2 protein-coding genes are annotated in these 17124 nt (G+C 75.2%); both read left to right on the top strand.

The window, feature by feature from the left end; translation table 11 throughout:
• The first annotated feature begins 48 nt into the window (after positions 1–48).
• Positions 49–10629 carry a type I polyketide synthase gene (locus AW270_RS36360; protein WP_245675023.1) on the top strand — a complete coding sequence of 3527 codons (10581 nt, stop codon included), beginning with the start codon at positions 49–51 and terminating at the stop codon, positions 10627–10629.
• A gap of 30 nt (positions 10630–10659) precedes the next feature.
• A complete protein-coding gene (locus AW270_RS36355; RefSeq protein WP_061300689.1) occupies positions 10660–17088 on the top strand; it encodes a type I polyketide synthase in 6429 nt (2142 codons plus the stop codon).
• The last annotated feature ends 36 nt before the right edge of the window (positions 17089–17124 follow it).

Raw genomic sequence — 17124 nt, 5'->3', positions numbered from 1 at the left:
CCCGCCGCGCGCCCGGTCACCGGCCCGGCCACCCGCGCGGCCGACCTGGTGACCGCGCACGTCGCCGCCGTCCTGGGCCTGGCCCCCGGCAAGGCGGTCGAGGTCGACCTGCCCTTCCGCGACCTGGGCTTCAGCTCGCTGATGACCGTGGAACTCAGTGACGGTCTCGCGGCGGCCACCGGCCTGAGCCTGCCGTCGAGCACCCTGTTCGACCACCCCACGCCGGCCGCTCTGGCCGCTCACCTCGACGCCCTGCTCAGTGGCCGGGACACCGATGTCGAGGAGGTCGTCACCGCCGGGTTCGGCGACGAGCCGATCGCGATCGTCGGGATGGCGTGCCGCTACCCCGGCGGGGTCGCCTCGCCCGACGACCTGTGGGGGCTGGTCGTCGGCAACGGCGACGCCATCTCCGGTTTCCCCACCGACCGGGGCTGGGCCGAGGACCTGGTCGACCCCGACCCCGGCGCGTCCGGCAAGAGTTCGGTGCGCGAGGGCGGTTTCCTGCACGACGCGGGCGACTTCGACGCCAGGTTCTTCGACATCTCCCCGCGCGAGGCGCAGGCGATGGACCCGCAGCAGCGGCTGCTGCTGGAGACCACGTGGGAAGCGCTGGAGCGGGCCGGTCTTCTCCCTCGTGACCTGCGTGGCTCCCGGACCGGGGTCTTCATCGGCGCCACGACGTTCGACTACGGCCCCCGGATGCACGACGCGCCGGCGAGCGTGGAGGGTCACCTGCTGACCGGCGGCACGGCCAGCGTCATGTCCGGCCGCATCGCCTACCAACTGGGTCTGCTCGGCCCCGCCATCACGGTGGACACCGCGTGCTCGTCGTCCCTGGTGGCGCTGCACCTGGCCGTTCAGTCGCTGCGCCGGGGCGAGACGTCGCTGGCGATCGCGGGCGGGGCGGCGGTGATGTCGACGCCGGGCATGTTCCTGGAGTTCTCCCGGCAGCAGGGCCTCGCCGCCGACGGCCGCTGCAAGGCCTTCGCCGCCGCCGCCGACGGCACCGCGTGGGCCGAGGGCGTCGGCCTGCTCGTGGTCGAGCGGCTGTCCGACGCCCGCCGCAACGGGCACCAGGTGCTCGCCGTGGTGCGCGGCACGGCGGTCAACTCCGACGGCGCGTCCAACGGCCTGACCGCACCGAGCGGCACGGCGCAGCGGCGGGTGATCCGCCAGGCCCTCGCCGACGCCCGCCTGACCGGCGCCGACGTCGACGTGATCGAGGCGCACGGCACCGGCACCAGCCTGGGCGACCCGATCGAGGCGGCGGCGCTGCTGGCGACCTACGGCGCCGGCCGGGGTGACCGGGAGCCGGCCCTGCTCGGGTCGCTCAAGTCCAACATCGGCCACGCTCAGGCCGCGGCCGGGGTCGGCGGTGTGATCAAGCTGGTGCAGGCGATGCGCCACGGCATCGTCCCGGCCACCCTGCACGTCGACGAGCCGACCCCACGCGTGGACTGGTCGTCGGGCGCGGTCTCGGTGGTCACCGCGAACCGCGCCTGGCCGGTGACGGGGAGGCCGCGCCGCGCGGCGGTGTCGTCGTTCGGGATCAGCGGCACCAACGCCCACGCCATCATCGAGGTGGAGCCGGAGGCGGACCGGCCGGGCGGCGGTGACGCGTCGAGGGCGCCGTGGGTGCTGTCCGCGCCGACCGGCGACGGCCTGCGCGCCCAGGCCGCACGACTGCGCGAGTTCGTGCTCGCGCGGCCGGACGCCCACCCGTCCGACATCGGTCTCGCGCTGGCGACCACGCGCACCCCGTTCGCCCACCGCGCGGTGGTGCTCGGCTCGACCGGACCTGACCGGCTCGACGGGCTGGCCGCCCTCGCGGGCGGGCAGGCCGCGCCCACCGTGGTGCGCGGCACCGCGCTGCCCGGCAAGACCCTGCTGATGTTCACCGGCCAGGGCGCCCAGCGAGTCGGCATGGGCGAGGAACTGCGCGCCGCGTTCCCGGTGTTCGCCGAGGCGTTCGACGAGATCGCCGCGCACCTCGACCCGCACCTGGACCGCCGGCTGCGCGAGGTCATCGAGAGCGGGGAGGACCTGGACCAGACCGGCTACACCCAGCCCGCTCTGTTCGCGTTCGAGGTGGCGCTGCACCGCTTGGCCGCACACCACGGCGTGGTGCCGGACCTGGTGGTCGGGCACTCGATCGGCGAACTGGCCGCTGCGCACGTGGCCGGGGTGCTCTCCGCCGAGGACGCCGCGACGCTGGTCGCCGCCCGGGGCCGGCTGATGCAGGCCGCGCGCTCGGACGGCGCGATGATCGCCATCGAGGCCGAGCCCGACGCCGTCTCCGCCTCGATCGCCGAGCACGCCGGGCTGGTCGACATCGCCGCGGTCAACGGCCCCAGGGCGGTGGTGATCGCGGGTGACGCGGAGGTCGCGAGCCGCGTCGCCCGGCAGTGGAAGGACAGGGGCCACCGGGTGCGCCCGCTGCGGGTCAGCCACGCGTTCCACTCGCCGCACATGGACGGCATCCTCGACGAGTTCCGCGCGGTCGCCGGGAGCCTGACGTTCCACGCCCCCGCCATCCCGGTCATCTCCGCCGTCACCGGCGCGGTCGTGACCCCGGAACGGATCACGAGCCCCGGCTATTGGGCCGGCCAGATCCGCTCGGCGGTGCGGTTCCACGACGCCGTGCTGACGGCGACCGGCCTGGGCGCGACGGTGCTCGTCGAGATCGGCCCGGACGCGGTGCTGACCGCGCTGGCGCGGGAGACCGTCGAGGCCGCCGGCGCCACCGCGATCGCCGTGCCGCTGGCACGCGCGGACAAGCCGGAGGCCGGCACCTTCGTCGCCGGGCTGGCGGGCGCGCACACCGCCGGTTCCCCACTCGACCTCACGCCGTTCTTCCCGGACGCCGTCCCCGCCGACCTGCCGACGTACGCGTTCCAGCGTGAGCGCTTCTGGCTGACCGCGGGCTCGCGCCCCGACGCGCGCGGTCTCGGCCTCGACCCGGCCGGGCACCCGCTGCTCGGCGGCGTGGTCGAGGTCGCCGACGACGAGAGCGTGGTGCTGACCGGCATGCTCTCGACCAAGACGCACCCGTGGCTCGCCGACCACGTCATCGAGGGTGTGGCCCTGCTGCCCGCGACCGCGTTCCTGGAGCTGGCGTTCGCCGCCTGCGAGCACACGGGCGCCGGGCGGGTCGCGGAGCTGACACTGCGGGCTCCGCTGCCGCTGCCCGAGGGGGAGCCGGTACGGGTGCAGGTCAGGGTGGCCGCCGCGGACCAGTCCGGCTCCCACCGGGTCACCGTCCACGCGCGACCGGACGGAGACGACCCGGCCACCGCGTGGACCGAGCACGCAACGGGTCTGCTGGGTCCCGCCCAGGAGAGCCCTGCCACGGCGGCGCCCTCCTGGCCGCCCGCGGGCGCAGTGGCCGAGCCGGTCGACGACGCCTACCCGGCGCTGGCCGAACTCGGCTACGACTACGGCCCGGTGTTCCAAGGGCTGCGTTCGGTGTGGCGGGCGGGAACTGACGTCCTGGCCGAGATCGTGCTGCCGGACGCCGACCACGACGACCGGTTCGGGCTGCACCCCGCGCTGTTCGACGCGGCGCTGCACCCGCTGCTGCCCGGCGCGGCACGCGACCGTGACGAGATCCGGCTGCCGTTCGCCTGGGAGGGTGTCACCCTGCACGCCGGCGGGGCCACCGCGGCGCGGGTGCGGGTGTCGCCGGTCGGCCGGGACGCCGTCCGGCTGGAGCTGACCGACACCACCGGCGCGCCGGTGGTCACCGTCGAGTCCCTGACCCTGCGCGGGGTCTCCCGCGCCGGGCTCGCCACGGCGGGCAGGGGCACCTCGCTGTTCGGCGTCGCCTGGCCCGCGATCGCGACCTCTGACACCCCGGTGCCGACCCGGGCCGACCTGGCCGCCACGCTGGCCGCCACCGAACGCGCCGACGTCGTCGTCGCCACGCTGACCGCCGGCGGCGACTCCCCGGCCGACGCGCACGAGGCCACCGCCGCGGCACTGGCGCTGGTGCGGGAGTGGCTGGCCGACCAGCGGTTCGCCGACGCCACGCTGGCGCTGGTCACCAGCGGCGCGGTCGCCGCACTGCCGGGAGACCGGGTCGACGACCTGGCGCACGCGCCGGTGTGGGGCCTGGTCCGCTCGGCGCAGACCGAGCACCCGGGCCGCCTGGTGCTGGTCGACACGGACGGCTCGGACGACACCCTCGTCCTCGCGGCGGCGGCGAGCGGGGAACCGCAGGTGGCCATCCGCTCGGGCAGGCTGCACGCCCCCCGCCTGGCCAGGACCACGGGCGCCCGGACCGGCAGGGCGATCGACCGAGACGGCACCGTCCTGATCACCGGAGGCACCGGCGGGCTGGGCGCCCTGGTGGCCCGGCACCTGGTCGCCGCACACGGCGTGCGGCACCTGCTGCTGGTCAGCAGGCGCGGCGAGGACAGTCCCGGATGCGCCGCGCTGGTCGGCGACCTGACGGCGCTGGGCGCGCGGGTCCGGGTCGCCGCGGCCGACGCGGCCAACCGGGACGCGCTCGCCGCCGCCCTGGCCCTGGCCGAGCACCCGCTGACCGCTGTGGTGCACACCGCGGGCGTCCTGGACGACGCGACGATCACGTCACTGACCGACGAGCAGATCACGACCGTGCTGCGGCCCAAGGTCGACGGCGCGTGGAACCTGCACACCCTGACCGCCGACGACGACCTGGCCGCGTTCGTCCTGTTCTCGTCGGTCTCCGGGATCATCGGCACGGCCGGACAGGGCAACTACGCCGCCGCGAACACCTATCTCGACGCGCTGGCGGCACACCGGGCCGCCGACGGGCTGGCCGCGACCTCGCTGGCCTGGGGCCTGTGGGGCGCGGACGCGGAGGGCATGGGCGCGACCCTGTCCGAGGCGGACGTCCAGCGCTGGACCCGCTCCGGTGTGGTCCCGCTGACGCGGGCGCGGGGCTTGGCGATGTTCGACGAGGCGCTCGGCTCGGCCGCGCCGCTGATCGTGCCCGCCGCGCTGAACCTGACGGGCGGCGGCGACCGCCCGCGCCTCTGGCACGGCCTGGTCCGGCCCAGGCGGGTGGAACGCCGGGTGGTCGCGGACGACTGGGCCGCCCGGATCGCCGCGCTGCCCGAAGGCGAGCGGGCACCGGCTGTGCTGGAGCTGGTGCGGAGCACGGCGGCGCTGGCGCTGGGTCACGCCTCGGGCACGGCCGTCGAGCCGTCGCGGGCGTTCAGGGACCAGGGCGTCGACTCACTGACCGCCGTCGAGCTGCGCAACCAGCTCGGCGCCGCGACGGGGGTGCGGCTGCCGTCCACCGTCGTGTTCGACCACCCGAGCCCGGAAGCGATGACCGCGTACCTGCTGGGTCAGATCGGCGGCACGGGTGCGGCCGGCGCCGCCGTCAGGGCCACCGTCGCCGACGACGACCCGATCGCGATCATCGGGATGGCGTGCCGGTACCCGGGCGGGGTCCGCTCGCCGAAGGACCTGTGGCGGCTGGTCGCCGACGGCACCGACGCCATCAGCGGGTTCCCGACCAACCGGGGCTGGGACCTCGAACGGCTCTACGACCCCGACCCGGAGGCGACCGGCACCTCCTACATCAGGGAAGGCGGCTTCCTGCACGACGCCGACCTGTTCGACCGCGACTTCTTCGGCATCTCCCCACGCGAGGCCACCGCCACCGACCCGCAGCAGCGGTTGCTGCTGGAGACGGCGTGGAACACCTTCGAGAGCGCCGCCATCGACCCGGCGACCCTGCGCGGCAGCAACACCGGCGTGTTCGTGGGGGCGATGTACGACGACTACGCCGCGCACCTGCCGTCCATACCACCCGAGTACGAGGGCTTCCTGCTGGTGGGCAACACCTCCAGCGTGATCTCCGGTCGCCTGGCCTACACCTACGGGCTCGAAGGCCCCGCGGTCACCGTCGACACGGCGTGCTCGTCCTCGCTGGTGGCCCTCCACCTGGCCGGGCAGGCGCTGCGGACGGGCGAGTCGGACCTGGTGCTGGCGGGCGGGGTGACGGTGATGGCCGGGCCCGGCTCGTTCGTCGAGTTCAGCAGGCAGCGCGGCCTGTCTCCCTCCGGCCGGTGCAAGTCGTTCTCCGCCGACGCCGACGGCACGGTGTGGAGTGAGGGGGTCGGCCTGCTGCTGCTGGAGCGGCTGTCGGACGCCGAGCGCAACGGGCACCGGGTGCTGGCGGTGCTGCGCGGCTCCGCGATCAACCAGGACGGCGCCTCCAACGGGCTCACCGCGCCCAACGGGCCGTCGCAGGAGCGCGTGATCCAGCAGGCGCTGGCGAACGCGGGCCTGGATCCGGCCGACATCGACGTCGTCGAGGCGCACGGCACCGGCACCCCGCTGGGCGACCCGATCGAGGCGCAGGCGCTGCTGGCCACCTACGGCGCCGCGCGCGACGCGTCCCGGCCCCTGTGGCTGGGGTCGCTGAAGTCCAACATCGGCCACTCCCAGGCGGCGGCCGGGGTCGGCGGCGTCATCAAGATGGTCGAGGCGATGCGGCACGGGACGCTGCCGCGCACGCTGCACGCCGAGACGCCGTCCCCGCACGTGGACTGGTCGTCGGGCGGGCTCGCGCTGCTGACCGAGCAGCGGGTGTGGGAGCGCGGGAGCCGGCCGCGCCGGGCGGCGGTGTCGTCGTTCGGCATCAGCGGCACCAACGCGCACGTGATCCTGGAGCAGCCGTCCCCGGTCGACACCGCTGCCCCGGTCCCGGCCACCGTGCCCGTGGTCGAGCCGCCGGTGCTGCCGTGGCTGCTCTCCGGCAGCTCTGCCGCGGGCCTGCGCGCCCATGCGGCCCGGATCGGCGAGCTGCTGGCCGAGGGCGACGCCGACCCACTCGACGTCGCCCTTTCCCTGGCCACCACCCGGTCCGCTCTCACTCATCGGGGCGTGGTCACGGCCGCCGACCGCGACGAGCTGCTGCGCGGCCTGTCCGAGCTGGCCACCGACGGCCCCAACGCGGTGCGCGGGGTCCGCGCCGAGGGCCTGACCGCATTCATGTTCACCGGCGGCGGCGCGCAGCGCGTGGGCATGGCCAAGCAGCTCTGCGCGGCGTTCCCGGTGTTCCGGGACGCCTTCCACGAGGTGGCCGACGAGCTGGACAAGGGCCTGCCCAGGCCGTTGAGGGAGGTCATCGAGACCGGCGACGAGCTGGACCAGATCGACTACACGCTGGCCGCGCTGTTCGCCGTGGGGGTCGCGCTGTTCCGTCAGCTCGCGGCGTGGGGCGTGCACCCGGACTTCGTCGTCGGCCACTCCGCGGGCGAGCTGATCGCCGCGCACGTCGCCGGGGTGCTGTCCCTGCCGGACGCGGCGACACTGGTCACCGCGCGCGGCCGGCTCATGCGCGGTCTGCCCGAGGGCGGCGCGATGATCGCGATCCAGGCCACGGAGGAGGAGATCGCCGAGACGCTGCCGGAGTCCGGCAGGGCGGTCATCGGCACCATCAACAGCCCACGGTCGGTCGTCGTCTCCGGCGACACCGACGCCGCGGAGGCCGTCGCCGCGCTCTGGAAGGCGCGCGGGCGCAGCACCAAGCGGCTGGCCATCAGCCGCGCGTCGCACTCGCCGAGGATGGACCCGATGCTCGGGGAGTTCCGGGCCGTCGCGGAGAAGCTGACCTTCCACCGCCCGAAGATCCGGATCGTGTCGACGGTGACCGGCGAGGTCGAGTCCGGCGACCAGTGGTCCACCACCGACTACTGGGTGGACCAGGTGCGCCTGCCCGTGAGGTTCCTGGACGCCGTGCGCACGCTGGAGGCCAAGGGCGTCAGCACGATGCTGGAGCTGGGCCCGGACGGGGTGCTGACGGCGATGGCCGCAGCCGGGGTGGAGCACGCGGTTCCGCTCCCGGCCATGCGCAACGGCCACGACGAGCCGCGCACCCTGGTCGGGGCGCTGGGCCGGCTGCACACCAGGGGCGTGCGGGTGGACTGGGCGGCGTTCTTCGCCGGGACCGGCGCGAAGGTCGTCGACCTGCCCACGTACCCGTTCCAGCGCGAGCGCTACTGGCTGGAGGCCTCCGGCGGGCCGGCGGCGTTCGGCCCGAGGCCGGGCGGCCACCCGCTGCTGGGCGGAACCGTCCCGTTGGCCGACACCGACGAGGTGCTGTTCACCGGTGAGGTCTCGCTGGGGACGCACCCGTGGCTGGCCGGGCACACCGTGTCCGGCGCCGTGGTGCTGCCCGCGTCCGCCCTGGTGGAGGCGGTCGCCTGGGCCGGTCGTGAGGTCGGCTGCCCGGTGGTGACCGAGCTGACGGTGCTCGCCGAGCTGGCGGTGCCGGAGTCGGGCTTCGCGTCGGTGCAGGCCCGCGTCGGCGAGGCCGGCGAGAACGGCGCGCGCGCGGTGTCCGTGCACGCCAGGACCGCCGATGAGGAGTGGGTCGCGGTGGCGACCGGTCTGCTCGCCGCCAAGCCCGCGGCGGTGAGCACGCGGCAGAACGCCGACGCCGCGGTCGAAGTGCGGCTCGCCGACGAGCACACCCGGGAGGCGGGCGGGTTCGGCCTGCACCCGAACCTGCTGCACGACGCCCTGTCGCTCGCGGGCGTCACCCGTGGCCACCTGGCCTCGGCGTGGCGCGGGGTGCGGCTGCACGCCACCGGCGCCACGGTGGTGCGCGCGCTGGTCACCCCGACCGGGGACGACAGCGCGTCGGTGCTGCTGGTCGACGCCGACGGGGGCCCGGTCGCCGATGTGGACTCGGTCGTCTGGCGCGACCGGACGTCCGCCGACCTGATCGGCGGCCCCGGCCCGGCACGGTCGCTGCACCGCCTGGAGTGGAACGCGCTGCCGCTGCCCCCCGGCAAGCCGCCGGTCACCTGGGCCGCCGTCGGCGGCGCCTGGACCGACCTGCCGGTGTTCGGCGACATCGCCGCTGTCGCCGGCTCCGGCCTGCCGGCCGAGGTGCTGGTGCTGAGCGCCGAGGCGGCGGCCGACGGCGACGTCGCGGCGCGGACGCACGCGGTCACGTCGGGCGTGCTGGCGTCGCTGCGCGCGTGGCTGGCCGACCAGCGGTTGGCCGAGACCCGGCTGGTGGTGCTCACGCGGGGCGCCGTGGTCTCCGCCGGGGCCGACCTCTGCGACCCGGCCGCCGCCGCGCTGTGGGGCCTGGTCCGCTCGGCGCAGTTGGAGAACCGGGGCCGGATCGTCCTGGTCGACACCGACACCGCGACCCCGGACCTCGCGCTGCTGGCCGCGCTGCTCGACACCGACGAGCCCGCCGTCGCCCTGCGTGGCGGCGAGATCCTGGCGCCCCGCCTGGTCCGGGCCGACGGCGGTGCGCCGGACGGCGGCCAGGGCGCCTGGACGACCTCGGGCACGGTGCTGATCACCGGCGGCACCGGGGCGGTGGGCACGGCGGTCGCCCGCCACCTCGTGGCCGAGCACGGCGTGCGGCGCCTGCTGCTGGTGAGCCGGTCCGGTCCGGACGCCGCGGGCGCCGAGCCGCTGCGGCGCGAGCTGGCCGGGCACGGCGCGTTCGTGGAGATCGTCGCGTGCGACGTCGCCGACCGCGACGCGCTGGCCGCGCTGCTGGCGGACATCCCGGCCGAGCACCCGCTGACCACTGTGGTGCACGCGGCAGCAGTGCTGGACGGCAACCTGGTGTCCGTGCTGGAACCCAGCCAGCTGGAGCACGTGCTGCGGTCCAAGGTGGACGGCGCGTGGCACCTGCACGAGCTGACCGAGGGCATGGAGTTGTCCGCGTTCGTGCTCTTCTCCTCGCTTCTCGGCGTGTTCGGCGGTGCGGGGCAGGCCAACTACGCCGCGGCCAACGCGTTCCTCGACGGCCTGGCCCGGCACCGGGCGGCCCGAGGCCTGCGGGCGACCGCGCTGGGCTGGGGCCTGTGGGAGGTCGACGGCGGCATCGGCGCCGGGGCGACCGACGCCGACCTGACCCGCTTCCGCCGCGACGGGGTCGTCCCGGTCGCGGTCGGCCACGGGCTGGCCGTGCTCGACGCCGCGCTCGCCCTGCCCGACGCCGCGTTGACCGCGACCCCTTTCGACCTGGACGCGCTGCGCGCCGGCGACGACGTGGCCCCGCTGCTGCGCGGTCTGGTCCCGCCCGCCGGTCAAGCCCAGCGGGCCGGGCACGACGACGGGAAACCCCTGGCCGAGCTCCTGGCGGGCCTGCCCGCCGAGAAGCACGAGGCGACCGTCCAGAGACTGGTCGGCGGCCAGGTGGCGGTGGTGCTCGGCCTCCGCGACGCGGACGCCGTCGATCCCAGGCGGCCGTTCATGGAGGTGGGCTTCGACTCGCTGACCGCGGTGGAGCTGCGCAACCGGCTCAGCGCGGCGGTGGGCGTGCCGCTGCCCGTCACGATGGTGTTCGACCACCCGACGCCCGCCGCGCTGGCCGCGTTCGTGCTGGACACGGTCGCCCCGGACAGCGCCGCGCCGCCCGCGTCACCGGTGCTCGCGGAGCTGGACACGCTGGAGGACGTGCTGTTCTCCGTCGGCCGGGACGACGGGCGCAGGGACGCGATCACCGTGCGCCTGCAGACGATCCTCTCCCGGTGGATGGAGTCGTCCGACGGCTCCGGGACCGCCGCCACCGCACCGGACACGGCCATCGAGGAGGCGTCCACCGAGGAGCTGCTGGCGTTCATCGACAACCAACTAGGCAGAGCCGACAGCTGACGCGTCCTGACGAAGGGTTGAGAGAAGACCATGGCGGATGAGAAGAAGCTCGCCGAGTACCTGAAATGGGTCACGGCGGACTTGCAGAAGGCGCGGCACCGCATCACCGAGCTGGAGTCCGGACGGCAGGAGCCGGTGGCGATCGTGGGTATGGCCTGTCGCTACCCCGGCGGGATCGCGTCCGCCGACGACCTGTGGCAGCTCGTGCTCGACGAACGGGACGCGATCTCGGAGTTCCCGACCGACCGGGGCTGGGACCTGGACCGGCTGTTCGACGAGGACCCGGAGACTCCCGGCACGACCTACACCCGCTCGGGCGGGTTCCTCGACGGCGCCACCGAGTTCGACGCGGAGTTCTTCGGGATCTCCCCGCGCGAGGCGGTGTCGATGGACCCGCAGCAGCGGGTGGTGCTGGAGGCCGCGTGGGAGACCTTCGAGGCGGCGGGCATCGACCCGACCCGCCTCAAGGGCGACGACGTCGGCGTGTTCGTCGGCGCGGTCGAGCAGACCTACCTCGGCCTGCGCGGACCGGCCGAGCTGGAGGGCTACCTGATCACCGGAAAGCTCACCAGCGTGGTGTCCGGCCGGGTCGCGTACTCGTTCGGTTTCGAGGGACCCGCGGTCACCGTCGACACGGCGTGCTCGTCGTCTCTGGTCGCGCTGCACATCGCCGCCCAGTCCGTGCGCTCCGGAGAGTCGACCATGGCGCTGGCGGGCGGCGTGACGATCAGCGCGACCCCCGGCGGGTTCGTGGACTTCTCCCGCCAGCGCGGCCTCGCCGCCGACGGACGGTGCAAGTCGTTCGCCGCGGCGGCCGACGGCACCAGCTGGTCCGAGGGTGTCGGCCTGGTCCTGCTGGAGCGGCTGTCGGACGCCGAGCGCAACGGGCACCGGGTGCTGGCGGTGCTGCGCGGCTCCGCGATCAACCAGGACGGCGCCTCCAACGGGCTCACCGCGCCCAACGGGCCGTCGCAGGAGCGGGTCATCCGCAGGGCGCTGGCCGAGGCCCGGCTGAAGGCCTCCGACGTCGACGCGGTGGAGGCGCATGGCACCGGGACCAGGCTGGGCGACCCGATCGAGGCGCAGGCGCTGCTGGCCACCTACGGCGCCGCGCACGACGCGGCCCGGCCCCTGTGGCTGGGGTCGCTGAAGTCCAACATCGGCCACGCGGTGGCCGCGTCCGGCATCGGCGGCGTCATCAAGACCGTGCAGGCGATCCGGCACGGCGTGCTGCCCAAAACGATGCACGTCGACGAGCCCACCCCGCTGGTCGACTGGGCCCGCGGCGGCGTCGAGCTGCTCACCGAACAGCGGCCGTGGCCGGAGACGGGCAGGCCGCGCCGGGCGGCGGTGTCGTCCTTCGGGGTCAGCGGCACCAACGCGCACGTGATCCTGGAGCAGGCGCCGGACAGCGACGCGGAGACCGGGCGGGAGACGCCCCTGCCGGTGGTGCCGTGGCCGCTGTCGGCGAAGACCCCGCGCGCGGTCAGGGCTCAGGCGGGGCGGCTGCTGTCCTTCGTCGAGCGGAACCCGGAGCTGTCGGCCGAGCGGATCGCACAGTCGCTGGCCACGACCCGCGCCGCGCTGGACCACCGCGCGGTCGTGGTGGGCGCCGACCGCGAGGGCCTGCTGACCGGGCTGCGCGCGCTGGCCGGGGGCGCGGAGACCGTTCCGTCGGCGGCCTCGCGCCAGGGCGGGCTCGGGCTGCTGTTCACCGGCCAGGGGTCGCAGCGCGCCGGCATGGGCCTGAAGCTGTGCGCGGCGTTCCCGGTGTTCGCCGAGGCGTTCGACGCGGTGTGCGCCGCCGTCGACCCGCACCTGGACCGCCCGCTGCGGCAGGTGATCGCCGAGGGCGACCGGCTCGTCGAGACCCGCTACGCCCAACCGGCGCTGTTCGCCTTCGAGGTGGCCACCGCGCGGCTGGCGATGTCGTGGGGGATGCGGCCGGGCGTGCTGGTCGGCCACTCCATCGGCGAGCTGGCCGCCGCGCACCTGGCCGGGGTGCTGTCGCTGCCCGACGCCGCCGCCGTGGTCACCGCACGGGGCAGGCTGATGCAGCGGCTGCCCGCCGGCGGGGTCATGGTCGCGCTGCGGGCCACCCCGGAGGAGGTCTCGCCGCTGCTGGAGGGCCACGAGAGCCGCGCCGGCATCGCCGCGGTCAACGGGCCGTCGGCCGTGGTCGTCTCCGGGGACGACGACGTGGTCACCGGAATCGCCGCCACTGTGGCGTCCTGGGGCCGCTCGGCCAAGCGGCTCACCGTCAGCCACGCCTTCCACTCCCCCCTGATGGAGCCGATGCTGGCCGAGTTCGGGGAAGTCGTGCGCGCGGTCAGCTTCAGCGCGCCGACCATCCCGATCATCTCCACGGTCACGGGTGAGGTCGCGGACGCGGACACGCTCTGCTCCCCCGAGTACTGGATCGACCAGGTGCGCAGGCCGGTGCGCTTCCTCGACGCCGTGCGCCGCCTCGCCGACCAGGGCGTCACGGCGACGCTGGAGGTCGGCCCCGGAGCCGCGCTGACCGCGCTGGTCGGCGACGGCCTCGACGGCAGGGCCGGGGTCACGGCGGTCGCGAGCACCCGGACCAGCGATGCCGAGCCTGTGGAGCTCGTCGACGCGGTGGGCCGGCTGTGGGCAGTGGGGGTCGCGGTCGACTGGGCCGCCTACCTGGCCCCGGCCGGCGCGGCGGCGGGCCCGCTGCCCAGCTACGCGTTCCAGCGCCAGCGCTACTGGCTGCCGCCCGCCGCGATGCGGGGCGACGACCCGGCCGGGCCGGTGTCGGACCATCCGCTGCTGGGGGCCCCGGTCGAGGTCGCCGGCCGGGACGAGGTGCTGATCTCCGGCGCGCTGTCGACGTCCCTCGCGCCGTGGCTGGGTGAGCATCGTCTGTTCGCCCGCCAGGTCGTCCCGTCCTCGGTGTTGCTGGAGATGGCGGTGCGGGCCGGGGACGAGGTCGGCTGCCCGCACGTCGACGAGCTGGTGGTGTGCGAGCAGGTGGTGCTGCCGGAGCGGGCCAGGCTGCGCGTGCAGCTCACCGTGGACGCCCCGGACGGCGCGGGCAGGCGGCGGATCAGCGTGCACACCGGCGCGGACGAGGATCGTCCCGCGTGGACGCTGGCCGCCCGCGGGGTGCTCAGTCCCCGCCGGACCGCCGAGGAGGGCCTGAGCGAGTGGCCGCCGGCCGGCGCCGAGCCCCTGGACGTCGACCTGCTGCTGCGGCACCGGGCCGACGCCGGGTTCGCCCTCGGCCCGGTCTTCTCAGGACTGCTGGCCGCGTGGCGGCGCGACGGCGAGCTGTTCGCGGAGGTGCGGCTGCCCGGCGACACCGGTGCGGACGGGTTCAGCGTGCACCCCGCGCTGCTCGACGCCGCGCTGCACCCCGCCGCACTGCTCACCGGGCGCCCCGGCGTCGTGGCGGAGTGGCGCGGGGTGACCGTGCACGCCGTGGGCGCCGCCGCCGCCAGAGTGCGGATCACCCCGGCCGGGGACGGCGCGGTGTCGGTGCTGCTGGCCGACGCGTCGGGCGCCCCGCTGGCCCGTGCGGCGGCCGTGGTCACCCAGGGCGCGAGCGAGGACGAGGTCGGCGCCGCGCTGGCCCGTCCCGGTGAGGCGCTGTTCCGCGTGGCGTGGACCCCGGTCATCCCGGCCGGGCCGACCGGCGAGGCCGGGCCGGCCGTGCTGGAGACCGGCCACGGCGGCCTGCCGTGGCCGCCGCGGTTCGCCGGGGTCGGCGAGGCGCTGTCCGCCGCCGGGACCTTCACCGGCCTGGTCGCGCCGCTGATGTTCGCCACGGAGGACGACGCGGAGGACAACGCTGGGGGCACGGTCGCCGACCGGGCCCAGACCGCCGTCCTGCACGCGTTGGAACTGGTGCGCGCCTGGAACGACGACGAGCGCTCCGCCGAGGTCCCGCTGGTCTTCCTGACCCGGCGCGCGATCGACGCCGGCGACACGCCGGTCGACCTGGCCGCGGCCGCGGTCTGGGGCCTGCTGCGCTCCGCCCAGTCGGAGATGCCCGGCCGGTTCCGGCTGATCGACGTCGACGACGATCCGGCGTCGATGTCGGCGCTGCCGGCCGCGATCGCGACGGGAGAGGCGCAACTGGCCGTGCGCGCGGGCTCGGTGGCCGTTCCCAGGCTGGCCCGGCTCGCGCCGGGGCACGCGGCGTCACCGTGGCGGCCCGGCGGCACGGTGCTGATCACCGGCGGGACCGGCGCGCTGGGCGCGCTGTTCGCCAGGCACCTCGTCCGTGCGCACGGCGTCACCGACCTGCTGCTGGTCAGCCGGAGCGGCCCGGCCGCGCGGAGAGCGGGAGACCTGGCCGACGAGCTGGCCGCTCTCGGCGCGCGAGTGACGATCACCGCGTGCGATGCCGCCGACCGGGAGCAACTCGCCTCGGTGCTGGCTTCCATCCCCGCCGCGCGCCCGCTCATCGGTGTCGTGCACACGGCGGGTGTCCTGGATGACGGCATGATCGGCTCCCTGGACGCCGACCAGGTCGCCAGGGTGCTGCGGCCCAAGGTGCACGCCGCGTGGAACCTGCACGAGTTGACCAAGGACATGGACCTGTCGGCGTTCGTGCTGTTCTCCTCCGTCGCCGGTGTCATCGGCGGTTCCGGCCAGGGCGCCTATGCCGCGGCGAACACCTTCCTCGACGCGCTGGCCGCGCACCGGACGGGCACCGGGCTCGCGGCGACCTCGCTGGTGTGGGGCCTGTGGTCACAGGTGGGCGGCGGTATGGGCGGCAACCTCAGCGACGCCGATCTCAAGCGCATCGCCCGCAGCGGGCTGCTGCCGATCACCCCTGACGACGGCCCCGGCCTGTTCGACGCCGCGCTGCGGACCGGTCGCCCGGCCCCGGTCGCGACGCCGCTGGACCTCCGCGCGCTGGCCGCCCGGCCTGCCGCGGTGCCGCTGCTGTTCACCGCCCTGGCCAGGATCACCTCCCGGCGGGCCACCCAGGGGGCGGGCGAGGCCGAGCCGCTGGAACGGCGGCTGGCCGGGCAGTCCGAGCAGCGACGGCGGGAGATCGTGGGCGAGCTGGTCCGCGCGGAGGTCGCGTCGGTTCTGGGCCACGCCGACGCCTCGGCGATCGGCGACGACCAGCTCTTCGTCGATCTCGGCTTCGACTCGCTGATCTCGGTGGAACTGCGCAACCGGCTGGCCGCGCACATCGGCACGCGGCTGTCCGCCTCGCTGGTGTTCGAGCACCCGACGCCCGCCGCGCTGACCGAGTACCTCTGCGCCACGGCGAGCGCGGCGGTCACCGGCGGGGACGACGTCGCGGGCGTGGACTTCGCCAAGGAGGTGGTGCTCGACGACGACGTGGTCGCCGCGGACACCGTGGTCACCGTCGCCACCGACCCCCGGGAGGTGCTGCTGACGGGAGCCAGTGGATTCCTCGGAGCGTTCCTGCTGCGTGACATCGTGCGCGACACCGACGCGGTCGTGCACTGCCTGGTGCGCGGCGCCGACCAGGCCGACGCGGAGCGCAGGCTGCGGGAGAACCTGGAGTGGTACGAGGTGGCCGGCGAGGTCGACCCGGCCAGGGTCGTCGTCCACGTCGGCGACCTCACCTCCCCCCGGCTCGGCCTGGGCGAGCAGGTGTTCGACGACCTCGCCCGCCGGGTCGACGCCGTCTTCCACGCCGGGGCGACGGTGAGCTGGCTGCGCCCGTACCAGGATCTGAAGAGCTCCAACGTGACCGGCACCGTCGAGGTGCTGCGGCTGGCCGCGCGCCACCGCACGGTCCCGGTGCACTACGTGTCGACCACGGGCGTGTTCGCCGCGTCGGAGAGCGACGAGCCGGTGGGTGTCACCGCCACGACCGGTCCCGCGCACCTGCTGCGCAACGGCTACCTCCAGAGCAAGTGGGTGGCGGAGGGCGTGCTCGGGATCGCCCGTGCCCGCGGTGTCCCCGTGTCGGTCTACCGGGTCGACGTGGTGTGCGGGGCCCGCGACAGCGGCGCGTGCCAGACCAAGGACTTCGTCTGGCTCAGCCTCAAGGGCATGCTCCAGGCCGGCGTGGTCCCCGACCGGCTGACCGGCCGGGTGCACCTGGTCCCGGTGGACTACGTCAGCGGGGCGATCACCACGCTGGCCACCCGCGAGTCCTCCGCGAACGGCACCTTCCACCTGTTCAACGAGCAGTCGCAGTCGTTCGGCGATCTCGTCGACCACCTGCGGGCGATCGGGTACGACCTGTCCGAGACCGACTGGGACTCCTGGCGCGCGACCATCGGCGCCGACCGGGAGAACGCGGTCACTCCGCTGTTCGACACCTTCGAGGAGATCAACTCCGAGGGCGCGGGGCCGACCTACCCGCCGATGGACGTCTCGGACACGGAGAAGGCGCTGGCGGGCACCGGAATCGTGTGCCCGCCCGTCGACCGGGCACTGTTCGGCAGATATGTGGACTTCTTCGTCCGCAGCGGTTATTTCCCCGCTCCGAAGGGGTGACCGCGGGGTTACCGATCTGAGAAACGGTTGCGGGGG

It is taken from the genome of Herbidospora cretacea (genome assembly GCF_001570605.1).
Taxonomy (GTDB): Bacteria; Actinomycetota; Actinomycetes; order Streptosporangiales; family Streptosporangiaceae; genus Herbidospora; species Herbidospora cretacea.
This window is presented reverse-complemented; position numbering and strand designations above follow the sequence as displayed.